Origin of the sequence: Ferruginibacter sp. (assembly GCF_028288465.1) — a bacterium.
Classification (GTDB): domain Bacteria; phylum Bacteroidota; class Bacteroidia; order Chitinophagales; family Chitinophagaceae; genus Ferruginibacter.
Genome location: NZ_JAQBNR010000057.1, coordinates 57,524 through 81,680 on the forward strand (window position 1 = coordinate 57,524; position 24,157 = coordinate 81,680).

Consider the following 24,157-nt stretch of genomic DNA (forward strand, 5'->3'; position numbering starts at 1 on the left):
TCGTTAAAGATATCAGGGGTTATAATTGGATTTAATTTATGCGATACAAAGCATGCAACAATGCGTGTATGTATTATTGCAAATTCGATGTTAGTTTTACTCGTTTTCATTCATCGAGCGTCAGCATTTGCAATGCCTGCTCATTCAATACCGTAATCTTTTTTCCATCTACTTTCAACAGTTGTTGTTCAGCCAGGTCGCTCATAATTCTAAACACGGTTTCGTAGGTAGTGCCGGCATAAGAAGCAAGATCCTGCCTGCTCAGCAGGATATCAATATGGCCGTCTGGCTTTACTCCAAATTTACTTTTTAAGATCAGCAGTGCATTGGCTACACGCCCTTTTACACTCATGTGTGCCATATTGCGCATTTTGCGTTCTGATTGCTTTAATTCTTCTGCAAAAAATAACAACAACCGCTGCATAAAATCGTAGTTGATTTTTAATGACGACATGAAAAAGTCAAGTGGAATAAAACATGCCGTCACATTTTCCAGTGCAGTGCCCGAAACCGGGTAAATGCTATCGGCACCAAGACCACGGTGCCCCACAATATCACCATCCTTCGCAAAGCGCACAATCAGTTCTTTTTGTCCCCATTGCTTGTGTACTTTTACCGTACCACTGTTTACAAAATAAATTCCGGTCATTACATCTCCCTCTTTAAAAAGCAACTCACCTTTTTTTATGTGTAACACCTGCCGGTTTACATCGATAGCAGGCAGCCATTCAGCTATACATAACTGGCAATACATGCAACTTTTTAAATCACATTCCTTTTTTGGTTTTTTCATATAAAATAAATTACACTATGTTTTTTTACCGAGGCGAAATTAGGCTAACCCCGCATTAAAAAAATAATTTTCCACACAAATAGCTGATAATAAAAGCTAAAATCTATTGAATAGCAATGGTATGGCCAGAGATAAAACATATTATAAAAATATACATAAATATATAACAGAAATATAAATTTGTTTTATTCCATTTTGTGATGTAAAATTGTGATATAAATCATAATAATTGATGTTTTTATCTGACTTGCCAAAAATAATTATTAGATAGATTTATTTTTAATACGATTGCTTGCTATAATTTTTAATCCTTAAAAAGGTTTATATGAAAATTATAGTCATTGGAAACGGAATGGTAAGTTACAAGTTTTGTGAAAGACTTGTTGCCAAAGCAACTGCAGCCAGTTTTGAGATTACCATATTTGGGGAAGAAATCCGCCCGGCTTACGACCGTGTTCACCTGAGTGAATTCTTTTCAGGTAAAACGGCTGATGATCTTTTGATGGCGCCTGCCTCCTGGTATGCCGAAAATAATATTACCCTTCATACAGGCGATCCCATTCAACAGATCGACCGATCCAACAAAACCGTCCATTCTTTTAAAGGTATTACACAATCATATGATGTGCTGATCCTGGCGACAGGTTCTTCCGCCTTTGTTCCCCCCATACCGGGTGTTGAAAAAGATGGTGTGTTTATTTACCGCACTATTGAAGACCTGGAGATGATGACCGCCTATGCTAAAAAAGCAAAAACAGGTGCGGTAATAGGTGGTGGCTTGTTGGGTCTTGAAGCTGCCAAAGCAATGATTGATTTGGGTATTACCGATACGCATGTAATAGAATTTGCTCCCCGTTTAATGCCCCGCCAGATTGACGAAGCGGGCTCCAATATTTTAAAGGCCAAACTGCAAACCCTTGGTCTGAAAATTCATACAAGTAAAAACACTGCTGAAATTACCGGTAATGGTTGTATCGACGGAATGTTGTTTTCAGATGATACAAAAATTGAAGTAGATATGCTCGTGATATCTGCCGGAATTAAGCCAAGGGATGAACTGGCAAAACTCAGCGGCCTCGAAACAGGCACCCGTGGTGGCATAGTAGTCAACAATAAATTACAAACAACCGATCCATCCATTTACGCCATTGGTGAATGTGCTTTGTTTGAAGGCATGGTGTACGGGTTGGTCGCTCCAGGTTATGAAATGGCGGATGTGGTAGCCAATAATTTAACCAATGGAGATAAAGTGTTTGGCGCTTATGATATGAGTACCAAGCTAAAACTAATTGGTGTAGACGTTGCCAGTTTTGGCGATCCCTTTGTTGCGGGCGATAATGTACGCAGCGTAGTTTTTGAAGATACCATGAAGGGTATTTACAAACGCATCAATATAACCGGTGACGGTAAACAATTGCTGGGTGGTATTTTAATTGGGGATGCAGAACAATACAATATGTTGTTGCAAACCGTTAAGAATAAAGTGGTGCTTCCGCCCAATCCGGAAGATGTTATTTTAGGATCGCGGGGTGGAGAAAGTGATGGTGGTGCCGGCGTATTAAGCTTGCCGGATGAAGCCATTGTCTGTAGTTGCGAAAGTGTTACCAAGGGGATGATCTGCGGTGCGGTAACAGAAGGGGGCTGCGAAACAATTGATGCTATCAAAAAATGCAATAAGGCCGGAACCGGCTGTGGTGGCTGCGTTCCGATGGTAAAAGATATTATGTTGCATACCATGAAAGCGCAGGGAAAGTACGTGCGCAATGTATTGTGCGAGCATTTTAATTACAGCCGCCAGGAATTATTTGACCTGGTAAAAATTCATGAATTAAAAACATACGACGAAGTATTGGATCACCTAGGCAAGGGGGATGGTTGTGAATTATGCAAACCCCCGGTAGCTTCTATTTTGGCAAGCTTATGGGGTGAAATGATTTTGAAGAAAGGCAACGACACGGCGCAGGATAGTAACGATCGTTTTTTAGCCAACATTCAAAAAGGCGGCACCTACTCTGTTGTACCGCGTATTCCGGGCGGAGAAATTACGCCCGATAAACTAATTGTGATTGGCCAGGTTGCCAAACAATATAATCTCTACACAAAAATTACCGGCGGCCAGCGCATTGATATGTTCGGCGCCCACCTGAATGATTTACCTGCTATCTGGGAGCAGCTAATTAACGCTGGTTTCGAAAGCGGCCACGCTTACGGAAAATCATTGCGTACAGTAAAAAGTTGCGTGGGTAGCACCTGGTGCAGGTTCGGGTTACACGATAGTGTGAGTTATGCCATTCGCATTGAAGAGCGGTATCGTGGCCTTCGTTCGCCGCATAAAATTAAAGGCGGTGTTAGCGGCTGCATTCGTGAATGTGCTGAGGCAAAGAGTAAAGATTTTGGCATCATCGCCACTGAAAAAGGCTGGAATCTTTACGTATGCGGCAACGGTGGCAGCAAGCCACAACATGCCCTGCTGCTTGCAACGGACCTGGATGATGAAACCTGCATCCAATACATCGACCGCTTTTTGATGTTCTATATAAAAACAGCCGACACGCTTACAAGAACGGCTACCTGGCTAAATAAAATGGAAGGCGGCATAGATTACCTGCGCAATGTGGTAGTCAACGACAGCCTGGGCATGTCGCAACAATGGGAAGCAGAAATGCAGGTGCTGGTGGATTGTTACAGATGCGAATGGAAGGAAGCGATTGAAAATCCGGAGATCAGAAAGCGTTTCAACCATTTTGTAAACGCCCCTGAAGTAAAAGATCCCACTGTTGTTTTTGAAGAGATGCGGGATCAGAAAAAGGTTCGTGATTGGAAATAATCTCAAGCACTTTTTATTAACTCATAAAAAATAAGTCCATGTTAGCTACAATTGAAAAAAATATTACCTGGTTTTTAGCCTGCAAAACCAATGACGTGCCTACCAATGGCGGTGTATGTGTAAAATACAATGATGACCAGATTGCGCTGTTTCATTTTGCAAGAAGAGGAGAGTGGTATGCTACGCAGAATGAATGTCCGCACCGCCAGCAAATGGCTTTAAGCCGCGGCCTGATTGGCTCTCAAAGCGAGGAGCCAAAAGTGGCCTGCCCGTTTCATAAAAAAACATTCTCCTTAAAAACAGGCGAATGTTTAACCGGCGATGAATGCAGTATTAAAACCTATGAAGTAAAGGTGGAAGGCAACAACGTATTTATAGGCGTTGCTCAATCATGATCTGCTGTATGACTATTGATAAAAACAATTTTTTTCACCTTTAAATTTCTTTCACACTTATGGAAAAATAAAAGCGAAAAAAATTAACCACGATGCTTCTTTTTAAATAAGCATTAAAAAAAAGTGGACCCGGAAGAGTCGAGTCTGTCCGGGCCCTAATTCAGAAAGGCAAGTAATCACCTTCAAAATCAAACCAAATTTAACATGAAAAAAATTATCAGGCAATTATCGGGGGCAGTACTTTTTTTCTGCCTGCTTCAACCGGTAAAGGCACAGCTAACTGTCACGGGTCAAATCAGAACAAGAACAGAGTTTAGAGATGGCGCCGGAACGCTAAAACCAGCATCCAACAGCGCCGCCTTTTTTACATCGCAAAGAAGCAGGCTCACCTTCAATTACAAAATGAACCACATTATATTCCAGACATCATTGCAGGACATCAGGGTTTGGGGACAGGATGCATCCACCATCAGCAATGCCGATGGCAGCAAATTAGGGGTACACGAAGCCTGGGCAGAAATTGCATTGGCCAACAAAAAGGATACTTCCTTTACACATTCCGCCGTGGATTATTTTGGTGTGAAAATCGGCCGCCAGGAATTATTGTATGATGACAGCCGTTTACTTGGTAACCTGGACTGGCTGCAACAGGCACGCCGCCATGACGCCATTGTTTTTAAATTATTGAATAAGGGCTGGCAGGCCGATATGGGTTTTGCCTTTAACCAAAATACAGATGCCTTTAATTACAACGGCACCTTTTATACACCCGCCAACGTTGCGCCTTATGTAAAAGACAGTCGCGGTAATTTGGCAGCCACACCTTCCGCTTTTATTCCGCTGAGCAATGCGGCAGGGTTGAGCTCCAAAACAGGAGCTCCGGCTTTACAGGCAATGCCTTCCACCAATGGTTTGTACCAGGATTATAAAGCGCTGCAATTTTTATATGTCGCCAAAACCTTCAATAAGACAAAAGTAACCGGGCTGGTGTTGGCGGATCATTTTGGAAAATATATTAATGACTCTGTTAAGAATATAGCAGGTTCAGATACCGGTTATATTTACGGAAGACGCTTTAATCAGAAAGGCGTTAACAGCAGGGTTACAACCGGTATTTTATTAAACAGCATTTTAGATAAGAACAAAGCTTTTGCTTTAACAGCGGGCGTTTATTACCAGGCAGGCAAGGACAGGGATGCGCAAAAAATAAGCGCTTATACTTCTACTCTTTCACTTGCCTACACAAAAAATAAATTTACCTATACTGCAGGGTGGGACTACGTTTCAGGAAATGATGCCTTCTCTTCTTCAACTACCAATCATCGCTTTGATCCCTTGTATGGTACACCGCATAAATTCTGGGGGTTAATGGATTATTTCTATGTGGCTACCGGTTCACCAACAGGAGGTTTAAGCAATCCGTTTGCTAAAGTAAAGTACAACAGTACAGCCAAACGCTTTACTGCGGCTTTGGATTATCACTATTTCAGTTTGGCGAAGGATCAAAAAAATACCGGTGGTACCGCCATCAACAAATACCTGGGTAGTGAGTTTGATTTGGTAACAACTTATGCGTTGAATAAGGTCACCACATTGGAGTACGGATTTAGTGTAATGGCTGCAACAAAAAGCATGGAGTATGCAAAAAATATTACGCCTAACTCAGCAAAGCTTACAGGTACGTGGACTTACCTGATGATCACCATTAAACCTGAATTCTTATTTAAATAACCGGTACTGTTCAATAAAAATATTTCATCCATAAAAAATTAACACATGTCATCTATCATAAATAACCACCCGCTTACCAAATTAAATGTGCTCAGTTTTAAAGGCATTCAGATGCGCACGTTTCACATTACCTGGCTAACTTTTTTCGCCTGTTTTTTTGGCTGGTTTGGCCTGGCGCCGTTGATGCCTTCTATTCGTGCTGATTTGGGTTTAAGCAAGGCGCAGGTTGGTAATACCATTATTGCTGCGGTATCTGCCACCATATTTGCCCGCTTGCTGATTGGTAAATTGTGCGATAGCTGGGGACCAAGAAAAACGTACACCGCTTTGTTGCTGATTGGCGCTTTTCCGGTGATGCTGGTGGGACTGGCGCATAGCTATACTTCATTTCTTTTATTTCGTTTGGCCATTGGTGTTATAGGTGCATCATTTGTTATTACGCAGTTTCATACCTCTGTAATGTTTGCACCCAATGTTAAAGGAACAGCCAATGCAGTTGCAGGTGGATGGGGTAATTTAGGAGGTGGTGTCACCAACATGCTGATGCCGGTTATATTCGCTGCCATCGTAGGTTTTGGGTATACAAAAGGCGAAGCATGGCGCTACGCAATGATCATTCCGGGTGTGATGTTACTGATTATGGCTTTTGTATATTTTAAGTTTACAAAAGATACACCCGAAGGAAATTATGAAGACATCAATCGTGTAAAAAAAGCATCTGGCAAAACAGACTGGAGCATACTAAGCGACTGGCGTGTATGGAGCCTGGCATTGGCTTACTCTGTTTGTTTTGGAATGGAAATTACATTTGACGGCGTAGCTGCATTGCACTTTACAGATACATTTAAATTGAGCCAGGGTTCAGCAGGTTTTTGGGCAGGCGCCTTTGGTTTTATGAATATTTTCGCCCGGGCGCTGGGTGGTATTTCTGCAGATAAAGTGGGTAAGAAATATGGTATGAAGGGGAAGGGGATTTTACTGGCAATCATGTTATTGTTGGAAGGTTGTGGCATCATTCTTTTTGCAAAAGCAGGTTCTTTGCCGATGGCTATTGTGAGCATGATTTCATTTGCCTTGTTTCTTAAAATGGCCAATGGCGCTACGTATGCCATTACCCCGTTTGTAAACGAAAAAAATGTAGGCATGGTAAGCGGTATTGTAGGTGCCGGTGGTAACGTAGGTGGTATGTTGTTTGGCTTTTTGTTTAAGTCGTCTACCATTACTTACCTGGAAGCATTTCAATACATTGGCTTTGCAGTAATCGGAGTTTCATTGATTGTATTGGTTACAAAATTTGCGGTTACAGAAAAAGCAGTTGAGGTGAGTGCGGCGGAATTGCAGACAGTTTAAAGGATGTCTGATTTATTGACTTCTGATTTTTTGTGATTGTTACTTTAAAATAAGTAGTTGTAAGGGTAAACATTTCGAAGCTGCTGTAACATAAGCAAGCTCAGCAAAGCGATACGGCATAAGAGTGCGACGCCAATGAAGCTAAATAGAAATTCAAAAGTTGGGTAAAAAATAACATCAAAAAATTGAGCGACACAAAAAATAATACCGGTCAAATTCCTCCCCTTCAGGGGACGGGGGCAGCTCTTCCCACAGGGGTTAAATCCACCTGCTGCTATTGTGGTGTGGGATGCGGTATTGTTGTTAGCAAAGACGTACAGGGACGTATACAGGTTGAAGGGGATAAGGATCATCCGGTGAACAAAGGCATGTTGTGCAGCAAGGGGATGAACCTGCATTATACCGTGATGGATAAGAGTGACCGCTTGTTGTATCCTGAAATGCGTTATGCCCGTAACCAGCCAAGGCAAAGGGTTTCGTGGAATACGGCTTTGGAAAGAACGGCAGCGGTATTTAAAACAATCATTGATAAATACGGTCCGGATGCGGTGGCGTTTTATGCTTCGGGACAATGTTTAACGGAAGAGTATTATGTAGTTAATAAATTGATTAAGGGATTTATTGGCAGCAATAATATTGATACCAACAGCCGCCTTTGCATGAGCAGTGCGGTGGTGGGTTATAAGATGAGTTTGGGTGAAGACAGTGTGCCGGTGAGTTACGACGACATTGAACTGTGTGATGTGATATTTGTTGCGGGTGCCAACCCGGCCTGGTGTCATCCTATTTTATGGAGAAGGGTAGAAGCGGCAAGAGAAAAAAATCCGAACCTTAAAATTATTGTCAGCGATCCACGTAAAACACAAACCTGTTCCATTGCCAATGTGCATTTGCAATTAAACCCCGGAACAGATATTACGTTGCACCACGCCATTGGACGTTGCCTGATAGAAAATGAAATGCTTGATTTTGATTTTATCAGTGATCATACCAATGGGTTTGATGATTACAGAAATTCGGTTTTTGAAAGGACGTTGGATGAAGCAGCAGCTATCTGCGGTATTGAAGTAAGCGCCATTCGTGAGGCTGCATCCTACATCGGAAATGCAAAAGGCTTTATCACGATGTGGACAATGGGACTGAATCAAAGCGTGGTGGGCGTGAATAAAAATTTATCACTGATCAATTTAAATTTAATCACTGGCCATATCGGAAAGCCTGGCTCAGGGCCGTTTTCATTAACCGGTCAGCCCAACGCTATGGGGGGCCGTGAAGTCGGCGGCTTATCCAATTTATTGCCGGCGCACAGAAATTTGGCCAGCGAAACAGACAGGAACGACGTAGAGAAATTCTGGCAGATACCGTTGGGTACCATTCAATCCCAACCCGGTTTAACGGCTACTGAAATGTTTGCCGCGTTGAATGAAGGTAAATTAAAAGCCATCTGGATTTTGTGTACCAATCCTTTGATCAGTCTGCCGGATGTACGCATAGCGGAACAGGGATTAAAGAATGCAAAATTTGTAGTGGTGCAGGATGTGAGTAATAAAGTGGAAACATTGCCCTATGCAGATGTGGTATTGCCTGCGGCAGCATGGGCCGAGAAAGAAGGTACGATGACCAATGCGGGGCGCTACATTTCGCATTTGGGTAAAATTACAGAGGCACCGGGTGAAGCATTGCCGGATGCGGAAATTATTTGCCGCTTTGCGCAAAAGATGGGCTTTAACGGATTTGATTACAAAAGTGCGGCGGAAATATTTACTGAACATGCAGCCTTAACAGAAGGCACGAATATAGACATCAGCGGATTGAATTACGCTATTTTAAAAACACAGCGTTCTGTTCAGTGGCCCTTTACAAAACAGACAGGTGCGTTTGGTACAGCAAGATTATTTACGGATCACCAGTTTTATACACCTTCAAAAAAAGCCACCATTCATTCTTTTGGAGACGCTAATAAATCGGAACCGTTAACTGCAGAACATCCATTAATCCTTACCACAGGTCGTATCCGCGACCAGTGGCATACAAGAAGTAAGACCGGTAAAGTGAATAAACTAAACCAGCACATCAAAGAAAGTTTTCTTGAAATTAACCCCGTAGATGCGGCGATAAGAAAAATTAAAGAAGGTGATTTGGTAGAAGTAATTAACCTCCGCGGTAATGCAAGAGTGAAAGCGAAGCTGACGGAAGACATTAAACAGGGCGTTTGTTTTTTACCAATGCATTGGGGTAAAATTTTAAACAGTGATTTAAACCGGGCTAATAATTTAACCAACAACCTGGTGGATCCGCAATCAAAGGAACCTGATTTTAAATTTGCTGCGGTGCAGGTTGCATTGCATAAAAAGCCTGCGCAAAAAATTGTTGTAATCGGTGCTGGTGCCGGTGCCTGTGGTTTTGTAAAAAGTTATCGGGCACTCAATACAGAAGATGAAATAAAAGTTTTTAGCAAAGAAAACTTTCCTTTTTATAACAGGGTAATGTTGCCGGATTATATCAGTGGTGCACAAAAATGGGCGCAGTTGGTAAAGATGACAGACAGGGAAGAACGGACTTTCAATATCCAATTGTACCGCGGTGTAAGCATTGAGCAGGTCGACCGGGAACATAAAACGGTCACCGATAGCAAAGGTGTTGTTCATGAATATGATGTGTTGTTGATGGCGACTGGTAGTCGTGCTGCCATGCTGCGGGATGTGCCGGATATGAAAGGCATATTTACCATGCGCAGCAGGGTAGATGCGGATAATTTCAGACATCATGTGGATGCTGCGAAAGGAAAAGTACTGATTGTTGGCGGTGGTTTGCTGGGCATTGAGTTAGCTGCTTCATTAAGGGAGGTAGGTGTGGGCGTTACCATCGTTCAACGTATCAGCAGGCTAATGGACCGGCAGTTGGATCCTTTGGGCAGCCAGTTATTGCACGAAGAATTATTAAGTAAGGACGTAGACATTTATTACAATGATGAGATAGAACGTTTTTACGGCAACGGGAAAGTAACCGGCGTTCAACTAAAAAGTGGTTTAACAATTAATTGCCAGGCCATAGTTATCGCTGTGGGGACTGTACCCAATATTGAACTGGCAAAAGCCTGCGGTCTGCAAAGCAAACGCGGCGTTGAAGTAAATGAATACCTGCAAACCAGTGACCCATCCATCTTTGCAGTGGGTGAGATTGCAGAGTTCAAAGGATTTTTATATGGTATTACCGCAGCGGCTGAGCAACAGGCAGAAATTGTAGCCCGTTATCTGAGCGGCGATATTTCGAAATATTATGAAGGCTCCCTGTTGATGAATATTTTGAAAATGCATGGTACTGATTTGGTTTCGATGGGACTGGCAGAATGCCCGGATGATCCGGCGTACGAGGAAGTAGTTTTTATTGATAAAGCAAAGCGTTATTATAAAAAATGTATCATTCACAATGACCGTTTGGTAGGTGCTATTTTGATTGGTGATAAAACAGAATTTTTAGAATACCGCGACCTGATACAAAATAAAATGGAGCTAAGTGAAAAGCGGCTGCAGTTATTACGATCTGGCAATAAAGCGGAGCCGGTAATTGGTAAACTGGTTTGCAGTTGTGGCAATGTAGGCGAAGGCAATATTGTCAATAAAATTAAAGAAGGTTGTACGCAGTTAAAAACATTGTGCGAAGCAAGCGGTGCAGGTATGGGCTGCGGCAGTTGCAGGCCTGAGGTGCAGGCAATATTGGATAAAGCAACTTTGCCGGTGGCAGATAAAGAAATCAATATCGTGCCACAGGTTTTAATTGCGGCGGCGGTGTAACCAGTAAGGCTTGCAAAAGGGTTTCAATTGCCTCGCCCTTCAGGGTTTGAATTGGCAAGCCTTTCAGCCAATTGCCCCGCGCTTCAGATTCAATTGCCACGCCCTTCAGGGCGTGAAAAATAAAAATAAGAAATTGGGCTTTAGCCCAACTAGTAGTTTAGCTAAAGCCAATTAAAAATAAAAATATTCTTTATCCCCGCCGTGAAGGGCGGGACAATTGAAACGCTGAAAAGCGGGGATAATGAAATAACGGAGAACTAGTATAGCCCTAACTTTATGAGTAGGGATAGAAAAAAGAATTAACGGGTTATCAGGAACATAATAAACACACCATGCCAACTACAAATACCATCCAACAATCTTCCGAAATGCAGGGTTTATTCGGCGTGGAATATTTTTTATTTGAGGAGGATTTTGTTGAAGCTAATGTGCGTTGCATACCAATGATTGTTCGGTTTAAAATGGATGCGGTTGGAATTAAATTGCCATTGGAATTGTGGTGTAAGTTTTCTATTGAAGAAAGAAAAACACTGGCGGTAATGCATTGTAAAATGACGGATGAGAAGGAACGGTATTATTATTATCTAAATGGCCTGGTAAATATGTACAGCGGCACGGATGCCAGGGCATTGGCAATCAATCCGGCTCCTTTGTGGGCAAACCTCAATAGTGTTCCCGGGGGCTTGCAGCAAAAAGCGGCAGAATTTAACTGGTTTATTTCAGTTGAAAAATGGAGCAACTTAACCAACCTGCAACGTTTTGCATTGCTGAAATTATTTAGCCCGGGGCATGAGAATAAAAATTTTCCAAATGCCATGAAAGAGTTTGGGTTAACAACCGATGCAATGATTTGATTGGCGGAATTGCGATTACGAAATAAGGTAGCAAGTTGAGGAGGTGTCGCTCAAAGCTGTAAAAGTATAAGGGAGTGACACAACGAAGCCGCCATGAAAAATAATCGCAGGTAACATAAAAACAAGCAGCATGAAAAATTCATTTACCATAAAAATAAATTTTACCGGGGGCATTATTTCTCCGGGTGATTTGATGCATATCCTTGATGCTGCTGCTTTATCGGGCGTTAAGCAGGTAAGCTTTGGCTTGCGCCAACAATTATTTATTGAAGTGGCGAATGAAGAATATAATAAACTGACTGAAGCATTGAAGGGCAAAGACATTGCCTTTGAAGCGGATACCGATCAGCATCCAAACATTGTAAGCTCGTACCCGGCTGAAGAAATTTTTATTACCAAAACATGGTTGAGCGAAGGCGTGTATAAAGATATTTTTGATGCCTTTGATTATGTGCCAACTTTAAAAATAAACATCAGCGACAGTAAGCAGAGTTTTACGCCCATGCTTACCGGCAACATTAATTGGGTGGCCAGTGATAACCTCCATTTCTGGCATTTGTTTATCCGCTTTCCTAAAACAAATGCCATTTACGAATGGCCGGATATTGTGTACACCAATGACATTGCGGCGCTTACGCAGCATATTGAAACAGTTATTAAAAGCAGCGATAAACAATTTTATGATGCGCCTGAACCCGATGGCACTTCGTTGTACAGCATCGTTACGCAACAGCAGCAATACAATGTAAAAGCTGCTGAAACAAAAATTGTTTTTCCGCCGTTTATGCTGCCTTACTATGAGGGATTTAACCGGGTGAATAACCGCTACTGGCTCGGTATTTACCGCAGGGATGAAAAGTTTTCTGTTGCGTTTTTACAGCAGGTTTGTTCGCTTTGCCTGGCTACTAAAATTGGCCAGTTATGTTCTACGCCCTGGAAGTCCATTATCATAAAAGGCATTGAAGAAAAGGACCGCAATTTATGGGATGCCGTGCTGGGCAAACACCAGATCAACGTGCGCCATGCAGCCAACGAATTAAACTTTCAGGTAGAAGATGATTGCAAAGAAGGACTGGCGTTGAAAAATTACCTGATTAAACATTTGCAGCAGGATGACACCCGCACTTTTGGTATTTGCATCGGGATTAAAACCCGCCGAAAAAGTGAAGTGTTCAGTAGTATACTGGTAAAGAAAAAACCCTTGTTTTCTATTGCTGGTATTGATTTTTTTAGCCGCTATGATATTTTATGCGCCAAGGATTTTAATCCCAATGAAAGGACCGGGAAAATATTTAGTGCCAATAATTATAAGTGGATGCTGCCGGAACAATTGCGTCGTGCCATCATTGGTTTTTATGCGCATAAGGAAAATGTACAACAAACATTCAGTATAAAAAAGCCGAAGAAAGAGGCGCCGCAGAAAGCGGAAATACCCGTTTGGATACACCAGTGTCCCCAATGTTTTACTGTGTATGATGCATCAGTTGGTGAACCGGAAAATCACATTGCAGCAGGTACGTTATTTGAAAATCTACCGGAGCAATATGGCTGCCCTTTGTGCGAAGCGCCGAAGGAAATGTTTACCCCAATCAACAAATTGTCGCTGGTGTTTAAAGAAGCATAATCACGCGCCATTTAAATCGGCATGCGCATTTACATTGGTGAAATATTTTTTCTGCTCGCTTGTAATTGGTACAAAACAAACGTTCAAATTTTCAATCATACTCTTCATACTATGCCTTTTTAAAAGACCTTTTTTATGCATTTCTGCAATGGCCGATAAGCCTTCGGCGCAGTAAATTGCGCAGAGCGGTTCCGGCTCTTCTTCATTGGTAAAAACAAGAGCGTCATAGGCGTCACTTTCCAGGTATTTGTTGTACAACTCAGTCAGCACGCTGGTTTCCATCAATGGCATATCGCAGGCCAGCACAAAAAGGTTTTGCACCGGGTATTGTACATGCGCACTCAATACCCCTAACAATGGTCCGTGTATTGCTAGATTTTCATTGTCAGTTATAACAGGCGTACCTGCAAACGCTTCGGTGTAACCGGCATATTGCAACCTGTTTACAACAAGCGAGACAGGTATTTGCAACGCTGCCATTTTATTGATGGCAGTCTGTGCCCATAACTGTCCTTCGCCTGAAACAAGCAAGCCTTTATCGCTGCCCATCCGGAAGCTTTGGCCGCCGCATAAAATGATGCCTACCATACAATAAATTTTAATGTTTATCAGAATGGCCCAGGCTCTTATCAGGGTTTACTACATCTCTTACCAGTTGCTTTAATTCTTTAATTTCCGGGAAGCCGCCAAAGATTTTGCGGTCAAAAATAGTATTGCCGTTAATAGAAATAATGTAACGCCCGCCTACTTCGCTCGGTTGCAGGGTTACCGATTGTATGTCGCCTTCAAAAGTCGTCAGCAATTCCTGCGCCATGTACGCGGCTCTCAACAGCCAATGGCATTTGGGACAATATTCTATGGTGATGGTAGGCTTCATGCTTGTCTGGATTTTAATACTCAAATGTACAGTAATAATACAATTTTGTAACAGGCTAATCACCCTGATTTGACTTCAGTGGCGACGCTCCGTTCAACAGTATTTCATTTTGGATCTTCAGCGTTCGTATTGATGTGTATGATTTAACCGAAGGCTACTACCCGATGATTAATTGGGTACCGGCAATAGCGTTTTTTAAAATGCCTTAAATAGCATGCACCTCAATATATTAATCTAACCTGGCTGCTACGGTCATCGGATACAGATCACGAAATGTTTTTTTATTTGTAATTAAACAGATAATCACCAATTTTGAAATATGTATACCATCAGCCAGCTTTTTATTTACCCCGTTAAGTCACTTGGCGGTATTGAAGTGACCGAAGCATATTTAACCGACCGGGGGTTGCAATACGACCGGCGATGGATGCTGGTAGATGGTAACAATCAATTTTTAACCCAACGGGAACATCCGGAAATGTGTTTGCTGCAAACAGCCATACAGGACAATGAATTAATTGTTTATGATAAAAATAATCCTGTAGATAAAATTTATATAGCAATGCCGCCGCCAGCCGGAGCAGGAACAATTCCAGTGCAGGTGTGGGATGATGTATGCAATGCGCAATTGGTAAGTAATGCAGCAGATGCATGGTTCTCCGCAAAACTATCCATTCAATGCAGACTGGTATACATGCCGGATAGTGAAAAAAGAAAAGTAGACCCTGAATATGCCGGTGAAAATGATATTACCAGTTTTTCTGACGGTTATCCTTTGCTCATCATCGGGCAGGCTTCACTGGATGATCTCAACAGCCGCCTGGCAAAACCTTTATCCATCAACCGTTTCAGGCCAAATATTGTTTTTACCGGCGGAAAGCCGCATGATGAAGATATCATGGCGCATGTAAAAATAAATAACATTGATTTATACGGTGTAAAACTATGCGCCCGGTGCACCATTACAACCATTAACCAGGCAACTGCAGAAAAAGCAAAGGAACCTTTGAAAACACTTGCCACCTACAGAATGAAAAATAACAAAATATACTTTGGACAGAATATACTGCATAAGCAAACCGGCGCCCTGAAGATTGGTGATAAAATCGAAATAATAAGTGTAAAAGAACCCTTCTCTTTTACACTATCAGCGCAATAATTTTTTCTGCCGAAATTGTATTGGTTTAGTTAAATAACACAAAATAGCCATCCGTTTATTGGTAATAAAAAAAAGATACTCAATAGTCTACTAATTTAGTGGAGATATCCATATATTTGCAGCCGATGGTAAATAATATCTCACCTGCTCAAAATGAGCTTTTTCCGGTTTTTTTAAAATTAAAGCAATTGCGTTTGCTGATAGTGGGCGGCGGCTATGTTGGAATGGAAAAATTGCAGGCTGTGTTGGCCAATTCACCTGCCGCGGTTATTACGTTGGTGGCCAGCGAAATAAGTGGGGAAATAAAAGAATTGGTCAAAGAATACCCGGGTGTAACGCTGGTGGAAAGGCCTTACCAATTAAGTGATTTCGACAATATTGATATTGCGATAGCGGCGATTAATGACCCTGTAGTAAGCGGGCAGGTAGCAATGGATGCGAAGTTGAAAGGCATCCTGATAAACGTGGCTGATAAACCGGATCTGTGCGATTTTTACCTGGGATCGGTGGTGCAAAAGGGAAATCTTAAGGTTGCTATCAGTACCAACGGCAAGTCGCCCACTATCGCTAAACGTGTTAAAGAAATGTTGAATGAAACACTGCCAGATGAGCTTGATAGTTTATTGGACAATATGCAGGCCATTCGCAATAAAATGACAGGTGATTTTACCGACAAAGTGAGACAGCTGAATGAAATCACCAAAAATCTTTCCCAAAATAAATAACATGTCGAGTAATACACCCGAAGAAATAATAGAAGAAATTACGCATTCGCATGACGTGGTGATCACCCAACAGGAACTCAATTCTTCCAGGCGAAAAGTAGTCAGCAAATACCTTGTAGCGATCGCTTTTGTTTTAATTATTATCTTGTTTTCCTACTTTTTTCTCTCCGCTGAACAGCTAACCTTTTTACAGGCAACATTAAACAGGGACAATCATTTATTTTACTGGATGTTACTGATTGGTTTTGGCGCTGAAATTGTTGCCGGTTCTATGGGGATGGGGTATGGTGTTATCTGCACATCCTTATTATTAATAATGAACGTACCTCCGCCGGTAGTAAGTGCGAGCATTCACTCGGCAGAAGCTTTTACGAGTGCTGCAGGAACCATAAGTCACTGGCAACTCGGAAACATTAATAAAAAACTGGCGAAGGCTTTGGCTTTACCAGCTATTATTGGAGCGGTAGCAGGGGCATTACTGCTAACCTATGTGGGAGAAAGGTATGCGAAGGTTACCAAACCATTTATTGCAGCCTATACCATATATCTTGGGATAAAGATTTTGCAAAATGCATTTAAAAAGAAAACGGTTAATCAGCAAAAGAAAAAAAGCAATATCACTGTACTGGGTTTAATAGGCGGCTTTATAGATTCATTTGGTGGCGGTGGCTGGGGGCCATTGGTTACAGGCACTTTTATAAAAAACGGCCATACACCGAGGTTTGTAATCGGCAGCTCCACCTTTGCTAAATGTATACTCACTGTGGCCAGTGCCACTACTTTTATTTTCACTATCGGTATTCAGCACTGGAATGTAGTGGCCGGATTATTGATCGGGGGTATTGTTACAGCTCCTTTTTCTGCCATGCTTACTGCTAAACTACCCACCAAAAAAATGTTTGTTGTTGTGGGCGTAGTGGTAATCATTTGCGGATTAATTACCATCGGCAGAGCTGTGTTTTTGTAGTTCACTTATTCGCAGGAAATCAGCAGGCAATTTAATTTTTCTTCCTTGTAGCATAAATGACTGATGAAAAAAATAATTTAAATCTTTAAGTCTATAAATTTGGTGGACTAATAATAATCCCTTTATCTTTGCGTACAAATTAAAAGATACTCTTTCATGAATAAGTTAGCAGGCACAAGATTCTCCGTCATAAGTAAGCGCCGATGTTGTACAGAATTAACTGTAAAATAGATCCTCAAGTTTTTTTTAAGTTATTAGTCTACTAAAATAGTATACTAAATGATATTACCCGCGGCTATTTTAAACATTCTCCTTTTTAAAGTTAACAGGTATTAATCACATCCTAATTCCCCGAAGGGGTTAGGTTAGCATATGAATGAATTTATAATTGTAAAACAAAACCACCAAAATTCTACAATGAGAAAGTTAGCAGTATTAGTATATTTTTTACTCCCGGTTATAGCCTTCGGTCAACTAAATGGCACCGTGATTTTAAGTGGCCGCATAGTCGGTGAAAATCATGAAGGGTTGGCATCTGCCAGTATAGCTGTAAAAGGCGCATCCAGCGGAACCATCACCGATTCGACCGGTAGATTTTCATTGGTGATCAATCAAAAATTTCCTTTTACAGTAGTGGTAACTTCCGTTGGGTTTTCTCCGCAGGAAATCGAAATCAGGAATGCTAACTCAAAGTTGGCCATACAATTAACCAGCCAAACCTTTCTTGCAAACGAAGTGGTAGTCACAGCAAGCCGTACTTCTGAGAAAATTTTAAAGTCGCCTGTGAGCATCGAAAAACTGGATATCAGGGCATTGAAAGAAACACCTGCAGCTTCCTTTTATGATGCGCTCGGTAATGTAAAAGGCGTTCAGTTAACTACTTCTTCCATTACATTCAAAGTACCCAACACAAGAGGTTTTAATATTCCCAACAACTTTCGTTTTATGCAACTGGTTGATGGTATTGATATGCAGGCAGCCACATTGGGCGTGCCATTGGGTAATGCCATCGGGCCAACAGAACTGGACATACAAAGTATTGAAGTTACACCAGGTGCAGCTTCTGCCTTGTATGGCATGAATGCAATCAACGGTATGAGCAATCTTATCACAAAGAATCCTTTTACTTCTGAAGGATTAAGTGTATTTCAACGTACCGGTATCAATCACGTCGATGGTATCGATCATTCACCGGGCCTGCTGACGGAAACGGCAATACGCTATGCAAAGGCATTCAATAATAAATTTGCCTTTAAAATAAATGGTAGCTATCTGCAGGGTGTAGACTGGATTTCTGATACAAGACTGGACCAGAATCCGAATAATAAAAATACGGCTAATCCATCTTACCCGGCATTGAACGGCGACAACAATATTGTTTTTGATGGCTGGAATAAATATGGCGATGACGCTCTTGCAGGAAGTAATACAGTCTCTGTTACCGGCTTAAAAATTGATGGCGCAACCAATAAAACGTTGACTGTTGCCCGTACAGGTTACTGGGAAAAAGACCTGGTAGATCCGAAAGTAAACAACCTGAAATTTGACGCGGCGCTACACTATAAAATAACACCCAATACAACGTTAATTTATACCTACCGGGTAGGTAAAATGGATGGTGTGTTTCAACGCGGTAACAAAATTAAACTGGATAACGTAGTAGTGCAAAATCACCAGGTTGAATTAAAAGGAAGCAATTTTACGATCAAAGCCTATACCTCAATAGAAAATTCTGGTGACAGCTATAACGTTAAGCCTTTGGCTGATAACCTTGATTTATATACCGGTGGCAGCAACAGTGCCTGGGGAACTAAATTTAAAAATGCGCTCACTTCTTTCGCAACAACACATGGTGGTGCACTCACATCAGAAAATCTGGCTGAAGCAACACAATATGCACGCCAGCTGGCAGATGCAGGCCGTGCGGAACCTGGTACTGCTTACTTCAACAGGGTTAAAGACTCCATCATAAAAATAAATAACTGGGATATTAAATCTGCGCAAATACCAAATGCCCCTGCCACAGGTGGTGCCGCTCTGTGGCAAAAAAGTCACTTGTATCATGTAGAAGGGCAATTGGATCTTACCAAACAAGTAAAATATTTTAACCTGTTGGTCGGTGGTGATGCAAGGGTCTATCAACTGATACCGGATGGCAATAATTTTGTTGATTTTACAAGACCGGTTGCAGAAAGAAATACACCTTTAGCGGACGGTAGTTTTGGCAGCAACATCTACTACAAAAAATTCGGTGGTTTTGTGCAGGTGACCAAAACGTTGTTTGAAGAAAAATTAAAATTGTGGGGTTCATTGCGTGCAGATTATAATCCCGAATTTACAGCCAAACTTACTCCAAGAATAGCTGCTGTGTATACCGTAAAACAGAAACACAATTTTCGTTTCACTTTTCAGAAAGGCTACCGTTTTCCTGCCTTGTTTGAAGCCTTGTCTTACGTAAACAACGGCCGCGTTAAACGGGTGGGTATATTACCTGTCATCAATGAAGGCCTTGGGTACCGTGATAACAGTTATACACAAACATCTGTTGCAGCATTTAACGCAGCTGTAAAAGCAGGCGGCAATACAGACTCCGCAGCCCTGGCCAACCGGGGTTTGCTAAAAGCTGCCTCTTTGCCAAACGGAAGGCCTGAGGGAATTAATTCTTTTGAAGTGGGTTATAAGAGTGCTTTGTTCAATAATAAAGTATTTGTAGATTTTGATGCTTACACCAATATCTATGATGGGTTTTTGGGCCAGGTACAGGTGTTTGTTCCCATTGCGGAAACCATCGGTTCGGATGCTGCTGTATTGGCCATGATTGACCGGAACCGTGATGCACAGCCTGCAAAGGATGCAACGTCAACTTCTCCTGCTACTGCAGCCAGTAAAGGACAAGATCGCTATCGTGTGTATACCAATGCAAAAAATAAATACACTACCTATGGTTCTTCGCTTGGGCTGACGTATAATTTCTACAAAACCTTTACAATTTCAGGTAATATTAACTACAATAAAATTAAAGGCAATGCCACGCCCGATCTTTTCATCACAGGTTTCAATACCCCAGACTGGACGACCAATGTATCTTTTGGTAACCGGGCAATCAGCAGAAATGTTGGGTTTAATATTGTGTGGAAATGGCAGAATGCTTTCTTATGGGAAAGTCCGTTGGTGACGGGTAAAATTGCGGCCATCAATAACCTGGATGCGCAGGTTACCTACAGAATTCCAAAAGTGAAAGCTACCGTTAAACTGGGAGGAACCAATGTACTGAATAACCGCCACCTGGAATATGCGGGCGGTCCAACGATCGGTGCACTATATTATGTTGCCATAACATTGGATGGTTTACTGAACAAATAGATAGCACGTTTGTTTCGGGAACGAACCAAACAAGATATTGACTAAAAAGACAGGGAGTGTTTGATAATTTATCTTTCACTCCCCTTTAAATAAATACTGTAGATGAAAAAAAATATTATCTGTTGTATAGTGTCGCTTTGTTTTACTATTACATCGATTGCTCAAAATACAAAGCACACTGAAAATCTTAACCAGGTATGGCTGGGGTATTTTAACCAAACGAGATTTAGTAACAAACTGGGTTTGTGGACAGATTTGAATTTGCGTACCAAAGATGACTTTGTAAATAATTTATCAGTCAGCATTGTTAGGGTTGGGCTGACTTACTACGTTGCCACAGATACCAAGCTAACAGCGGGTTACGCATGGGTAAATTTTTTCCCGGGGGATAATCATAAAAATATTTCTCAAACGGAGCATCGGCCCTGGCAGCAAATTCAATGGCATACCAAATATGCCAAAACCAGGATGATGCAATGGGTGCGGTTGGAGGAAAGGTATCGGCGTAAAATTCTGAATGACGATGCTTTGGCAGACGGATACAGTTTTAATTTCAGGCTGCGTTATAACTTATGGTACGAGATTCCGTTGAGTAAAAAAGGCATTGAGCCGGGGGCACTGTCATTTATTTTAAACGATGAAGTGCATGTAAATTTTGGCAAACAAATAGTCAATAACTATTTTGATCAGAACCGTTTCTTCGCAGGGCTTAAATTACAAACCGGTAAAAGTTCCAACTTTCAATTTGGCTACCTGAATGTTTTTCAGCAATTGGCTGCAGGCAATCAATATAAAAACATCAATGGTGCCCGTTTGTTTTATTTTCAAAATGTTGATCTGCGAAGCAAATAGTGAATTAAAAATTTTTATAAAAACCGGCTAAACTGTTCGTAGTGTCAACCGGTTTTTTATTCAGTCAAAAGTAATTATGTTTGCGGTTAACAATTTGTTTGCAAAAGATATAAATAACTTAACTAAGTTAGACTGACATTTGCAGCTTCGACATTGTGCTCAAATACTTCCATTACGTCATGCGTCAAAAAAAGCAAAATATATTTTTTAGCCTCACTAAAATAGTTGCCCTGCTTTTTTATCTGCCCTTTTTTTTAGTACAGATTTTTATTAATCACGATAGTATTAGTACTGGCAAATATGCCCCGGCTGTTTATACAAAAGCAACCACATCTGCCCTGGTTGTAGTTGGCCCTGGTAACAACAAAACGACTGGAAAAGTTAGTTCTATCCGTCTAAACAAAAGATTTCAACCAGCCACTACGCCTTTTTGCGTGCCGGTTTCTTTTGAAATACAAGCATACATTACCCCTGAAACATCCTTTGGCAATTATCTTAATCCTGCGCTTGTCTCTCCTCACTTATTTACCTATTCATTAAGGGGACCGCCCGCTGTTGTATAACATTTATTTGTTTCAACATTTTTCACCTTAATAAATCATTATGGTTCCTTTTTTAAGACGAAGGTGCTATTCTGTATTCAGTATATTATTATTGATACAGGCACCTTTTGTATTTGCACAAACAAAAAAATATTCCTTATCCAGCCTGATAGACAGCGCCCACAATTACCTGCCGGTATTGATGCAGAAGAAAGCATTGATCGAATCCGGCAAAGCCGCCATCACCGATACAAAACATTCTTTTTTACCACAGGTCAGATTTGGCGAACAGTTAAACCTTGGATCGGCCAATTCACTCGCCGGCAGTTTTTTTACTTTTGGTATGACGCCTTCTACCTCCGGAAGTATCCGCAGCGAAAATATCGGACAGCCGGCTGCAGGCAATGTAGCGGTATTATACAGTGAGTATGAACTTGCCAATTTTGGACTCAACCAGGCTAAATTAAATACGGCGAGGGCTTACCTTAACCTGGCAGAAACCGACCTGAAAAAAGAGCAGTATTTCCTGGATCTGAACGTCGCCAAATTGTATTTTAATATCCTCAGAAATCAATACCGGTTGAGCGCCGACAGGCAAAATATTGACAGGTATCAAAGCATCTTCAATGTGATTCAGGCGCTTACTGCAGCGGGTATTAAACCTGGCGCAGATTCGTCGCTTGCCAAAGCCGAACTCTCAAAAACAAAAATCAGTTACAACCAAACACTGGGAAATGTAAGCCAGTTAAAGGAACAATTGGCCTATCTCACGGGGATACCGGGAAATAGTATAACGGTAGATTCTGTCCCTATCAACCCGATGAATAAAATACCCGTGGCGGCTGATTTTGCGATGGACAGTGTTAATAATCCGCTGGTAGATTATTACTCTAAAAGAAGGGATATTTATTTGGCCAATCAACGCCTCATCGCCAAAAGTTACCTGCCTAAAATATTGCTGGCGGGCAGCTCCTGGGGCAGAGGGTCCAGCATTCAATACAATGACCATTATAAGTCACTCGCAACCGGGTTGGGTTATCAGCGTTTTAATTATGCAGTCGGCGTAGCCTTCACCTACAATCTTTTTAACGGCATTACCAAGAAGGATAAGCTGGCCATTAACCGCTACCAGTTGCAGGCAAGTGAATATGATTTGCAACAACAAAAGTTATCCCTGTTATCGTCTGCCAACCAGGCCGACAATGCCCTGCAAACTACGCTGGCCAACCTAACAGAATTGCCGGTACAGTTTCAGTCAGCCCAGGATACTTACCAGCAAAAACTGGCACAGTATAAAGCCGGTATTATCTCTTTGATTGACCTGACCAATGCATCATTTGTATTGTACCGGTCGCAGACTGATTACATCGAAACATTAAATGACTGGTACATGGCGCAGCTGGACAAAGCCGCTGCCACCGGTAATCTTACACAATTTATTCAAACAATAAAATAACTCATTATGGTACGAGCAGCATTAAAAAGGCCCATTACCATAATGGTACTTTTTACAGGATTGTTGTTGTTTTCTTTTATGGCGATCAGGAAAATTCCGATTGATATTTTTCCCAAACTGAACCTGCCAACAATCTATGTAATTGAATCTTATGGTGGCATGAGTCCGCAACAAATGGAAGGCTTTTTCGCCACCCGTTTGCAGGACCAGTTTTTATACGTGAATGGTATAAAAAATATGGAAAGTAAAAACATACAGGGTCTTACCCTGATAAAACTTTCCTTTTACGAAGGCACCGATATGGCCGAAGCATCGGCACAGGTGGCCTTGCAGGTGAACAGGGCGTCCAAATTTTTTCCACCTGGTGCATTGCCCCCGCAGGTGATCCGCTTTGATGCCTCTTCATTGCCCGTGGGGCAGCTGGTTTTCAGCAGCCCGACAAAATCTTTAAAAGAGATTTATGATCTTGCCGTAACCCGTGTGCGGCCGATGTTTTCTACCGTTTCCGGCTTGTCGGCGCCACCACCATTTGGTGCCAACTCAAGATCGGTTGTGGTAAGTGTTGACCCCGAAAAATTACGCCGCTATAATTTATCACCCGACCAGGTAGTGGAGGCAATTTCCAAGAGCAATAGTATGAGTCCATCAGGTAATTTACGGGTGGATAGCATGATGTATGTAACCACGGTGAATTCACTGGAAGAAAAGGTACAGCAGTTTGAAGACATTCCTATCACCACAGATGGAGCCGCCGCGGTGTTTATACATGATATCGGCACCGTAGCAGATGCGGCCGATGTAACCGTGGATTATGCGCTCATCAACGGCAAACGTTCGGTATATATCCC

General features: G+C 41.8%; 18 protein-coding genes. 15 read left to right on the forward strand and 3 right to left on the reverse strand.

What is annotated here, in order from left to right:
* Positions 1–106: 106 nt before the first annotated feature.
* On the reverse strand, positions 107–793 hold the full coding sequence (locus tag JWR61_RS22380; protein WP_301929936.1) for a Crp/Fnr family transcriptional regulator: 687 nt from the start codon (positions 791–793) through the stop codon (positions 107–109).
* 325 nt (positions 794–1,118) lie between these two features.
* Here JWR61_RS22380 and nirB point away from each other — a divergent pair, with 325 nt between their 5' ends.
* The 7 genes from nirB to JWR61_RS22415 all read left to right on the forward strand — a co-directional run bounded on the left by nirB (position 1,119) and on the right by JWR61_RS22415 (position 13,368).
* Positions 1,119–3,620, forward strand: a complete 2,502-nt coding sequence (gene nirB, locus JWR61_RS22385; RefSeq protein ID WP_301929937.1) for a nitrite reductase large subunit NirB — start codon at positions 1,119–1,121, stop codon at positions 3,618–3,620.
* A 38-nt stretch (positions 3,621–3,658) separates the two neighbouring features.
* Complete coding sequence (gene nirD, locus JWR61_RS22390) at positions 3,659–4,015, forward strand: nitrite reductase small subunit NirD (RefSeq protein WP_290335451.1); 357 nt, start codon at positions 3,659–3,661, stop codon at positions 4,013–4,015.
* Positions 4,016–4,219: 204 nt separating this feature from the next.
* The gene (locus JWR61_RS22395; protein ID WP_301929938.1) at positions 4,220–5,746 is read left to right on the forward strand and encodes an alginate export family protein; all 1,527 of its coding nucleotides are present in this window, start codon (positions 4,220–4,222) and stop codon (positions 5,744–5,746) included.
* Positions 5,747–5,791: 45 nt separating this feature from the next.
* A complete protein-coding gene (locus tag JWR61_RS22400; RefSeq protein WP_301929939.1) occupies positions 5,792–7,096 on the forward strand; it encodes an MFS transporter in 1,305 nt (434 codons plus the stop codon).
* 185 nt (positions 7,097–7,281) lie between these two features.
* Complete coding sequence (locus JWR61_RS22405; RefSeq protein WP_301929940.1) at positions 7,282–10,890, forward strand: nitrate reductase; 3,609 nt, start codon at positions 7,282–7,284, stop codon at positions 10,888–10,890.
* Between the two features lie 332 nt (positions 10,891–11,222).
* Positions 11,223–11,744: a nitrate reductase associated protein gene (locus JWR61_RS22410; protein ID WP_301929941.1), complete on the forward strand. Its 522-nt coding sequence runs from the start codon at positions 11,223–11,225 to the stop codon at positions 11,742–11,744.
* A gap of 130 nt (positions 11,745–11,874) precedes the next feature.
* The gene (locus JWR61_RS22415) at positions 11,875–13,368 is read left to right on the forward strand and encodes a rubredoxin (protein WP_301929942.1); all 1,494 of its coding nucleotides are present in this window, start codon (positions 11,875–11,877) and stop codon (positions 13,366–13,368) included.
* Here JWR61_RS22415 and JWR61_RS22420 read toward each other — a convergent pair whose 3' ends face one another.
* Positions 13,369–13,956 carry a molybdenum cofactor guanylyltransferase gene (locus JWR61_RS22420; protein WP_301929943.1) on the reverse strand — a complete coding sequence of 196 codons (588 nt, stop codon included), beginning with the start codon at positions 13,954–13,956 and terminating at the stop codon, positions 13,369–13,371.
* 10 nt (positions 13,957–13,966) lie between these two features.
* Positions 13,967–14,245, reverse strand: coding sequence for a SelT/SelW/SelH family protein (locus JWR61_RS22425; RefSeq protein ID WP_301929944.1), 279 nt, complete (start codon positions 14,243–14,245; stop codon positions 13,967–13,969).
* 319 nt (positions 14,246–14,564) lie between these two features.
* Here JWR61_RS22425 and JWR61_RS22430 point away from each other — a divergent pair, with 319 nt between their 5' ends.
* From JWR61_RS22430 to JWR61_RS22465, 8 genes are all read left to right on the forward strand, one after another.
* Positions 14,565–15,404 carry an MOSC domain-containing protein gene (locus JWR61_RS22430; RefSeq protein ID WP_301929945.1) on the forward strand — a complete coding sequence of 280 codons (840 nt, stop codon included), beginning with the start codon at positions 14,565–14,567 and terminating at the stop codon, positions 15,402–15,404.
* 125 nt (positions 15,405–15,529) lie between these two features.
* Positions 15,530–16,129, forward strand: coding sequence for a bifunctional precorrin-2 dehydrogenase/sirohydrochlorin ferrochelatase (locus tag JWR61_RS22435; RefSeq protein WP_301929946.1), 600 nt, complete (start codon positions 15,530–15,532; stop codon positions 16,127–16,129).
* Between the two features lies 1 nt (position 16,130).
* Complete coding sequence (locus JWR61_RS22440) at positions 16,131–17,096, forward strand: sulfite exporter TauE/SafE family protein (RefSeq protein ID WP_301929947.1); 966 nt, start codon at positions 16,131–16,133, stop codon at positions 17,094–17,096.
* A gap of 417 nt (positions 17,097–17,513) precedes the next feature.
* Positions 17,514–20,459: a carboxypeptidase-like regulatory domain-containing protein gene (locus JWR61_RS22445; RefSeq protein WP_301929948.1), complete on the forward strand. Its 2,946-nt coding sequence runs from the start codon at positions 17,514–17,516 to the stop codon at positions 20,457–20,459.
* Between the two features lie 102 nt (positions 20,460–20,561).
* Complete coding sequence (locus tag JWR61_RS22450) at positions 20,562–21,311, forward strand: DUF2490 domain-containing protein (protein WP_301929950.1); 750 nt, start codon at positions 20,562–20,564, stop codon at positions 21,309–21,311.
* 179 nt (positions 21,312–21,490) lie between these two features.
* Positions 21,491–21,874, forward strand: a complete 384-nt coding sequence (locus JWR61_RS22455) for a hypothetical protein (RefSeq protein WP_301929951.1) — start codon at positions 21,491–21,493, stop codon at positions 21,872–21,874.
* A gap of 40 nt (positions 21,875–21,914) precedes the next feature.
* Positions 21,915–23,309: a TolC family protein gene (locus JWR61_RS22460; protein WP_301929952.1), complete on the forward strand. Its 1,395-nt coding sequence runs from the start codon at positions 21,915–21,917 to the stop codon at positions 23,307–23,309.
* Positions 23,310–23,315: 6 nt separating this feature from the next.
* Positions 23,316–24,157: efflux RND transporter permease subunit (locus JWR61_RS22465; protein WP_301929953.1), on the forward strand; the 842-nt coding region annotated here is incomplete at its 3' end.

Coding starts and splice junctions, on each gene's coding strand:
- JWR61_RS22410 (WP_301929941.1), top strand. CDS start 11,223: ATGCCAACTACAAATACCATCCAACAATCTTCCGAAATGCAGGGTTTA.
- JWR61_RS22420 (WP_301929943.1), bottom strand. CDS start 13,956: ATGGTAGGCATCATTTTATGCGGCGGCCAAAGCTTCCGGATGGGCAGC.
- JWR61_RS22430 (WP_301929945.1), top strand. CDS start 14,565: ATGTATACCATCAGCCAGCTTTTTATTTACCCCGTTAAGTCACTTGGC.
- JWR61_RS22415 (WP_301929942.1), top strand. CDS start 11,875: ATGAAAAATTCATTTACCATAAAAATAAATTTTACCGGGGGCATTATT.
- JWR61_RS22450 (WP_301929950.1), top strand. CDS start 20,562: ATGAAAAAAAATATTATCTGTTGTATAGTGTCGCTTTGTTTTACTATT.
- JWR61_RS22460 (WP_301929952.1), top strand. CDS start 21,915: ATGGTTCCTTTTTTAAGACGAAGGTGCTATTCTGTATTCAGTATATTA.
- JWR61_RS22435 (WP_301929946.1), top strand. CDS start 15,530: ATGGTAAATAATATCTCACCTGCTCAAAATGAGCTTTTTCCGGTTTTT.
- JWR61_RS22395 (WP_301929938.1), top strand. CDS start 4,220: ATGAAAAAAATTATCAGGCAATTATCGGGGGCAGTACTTTTTTTCTGC.
- JWR61_RS22380 (WP_301929936.1), bottom strand. CDS start 793: ATGAAAAAACCAAAAAAGGAATGTGATTTAAAAAGTTGCATGTATTGC.
- nirD (WP_290335451.1), top strand. CDS start 3,659: ATGTTAGCTACAATTGAAAAAAATATTACCTGGTTTTTAGCCTGCAAA.
- JWR61_RS22445 (WP_301929948.1), top strand. CDS start 17,514: ATGAGAAAGTTAGCAGTATTAGTATATTTTTTACTCCCGGTTATAGCC.
- JWR61_RS22440 (WP_301929947.1), top strand. CDS start 16,131: ATGTCGAGTAATACACCCGAAGAAATAATAGAAGAAATTACGCATTCG.
- JWR61_RS22455 (WP_301929951.1), top strand. CDS start 21,491: ATGCGTCAAAAAAAGCAAAATATATTTTTTAGCCTCACTAAAATAGTT.
- JWR61_RS22400 (WP_301929939.1), top strand. CDS start 5,792: ATGTCATCTATCATAAATAACCACCCGCTTACCAAATTAAATGTGCTC.
- JWR61_RS22425 (WP_301929944.1), bottom strand. CDS start 14,245: ATGAAGCCTACCATCACCATAGAATATTGTCCCAAATGCCATTGGCTG.
- nirB (WP_301929937.1), top strand. CDS start 1,119: ATGAAAATTATAGTCATTGGAAACGGAATGGTAAGTTACAAGTTTTGT.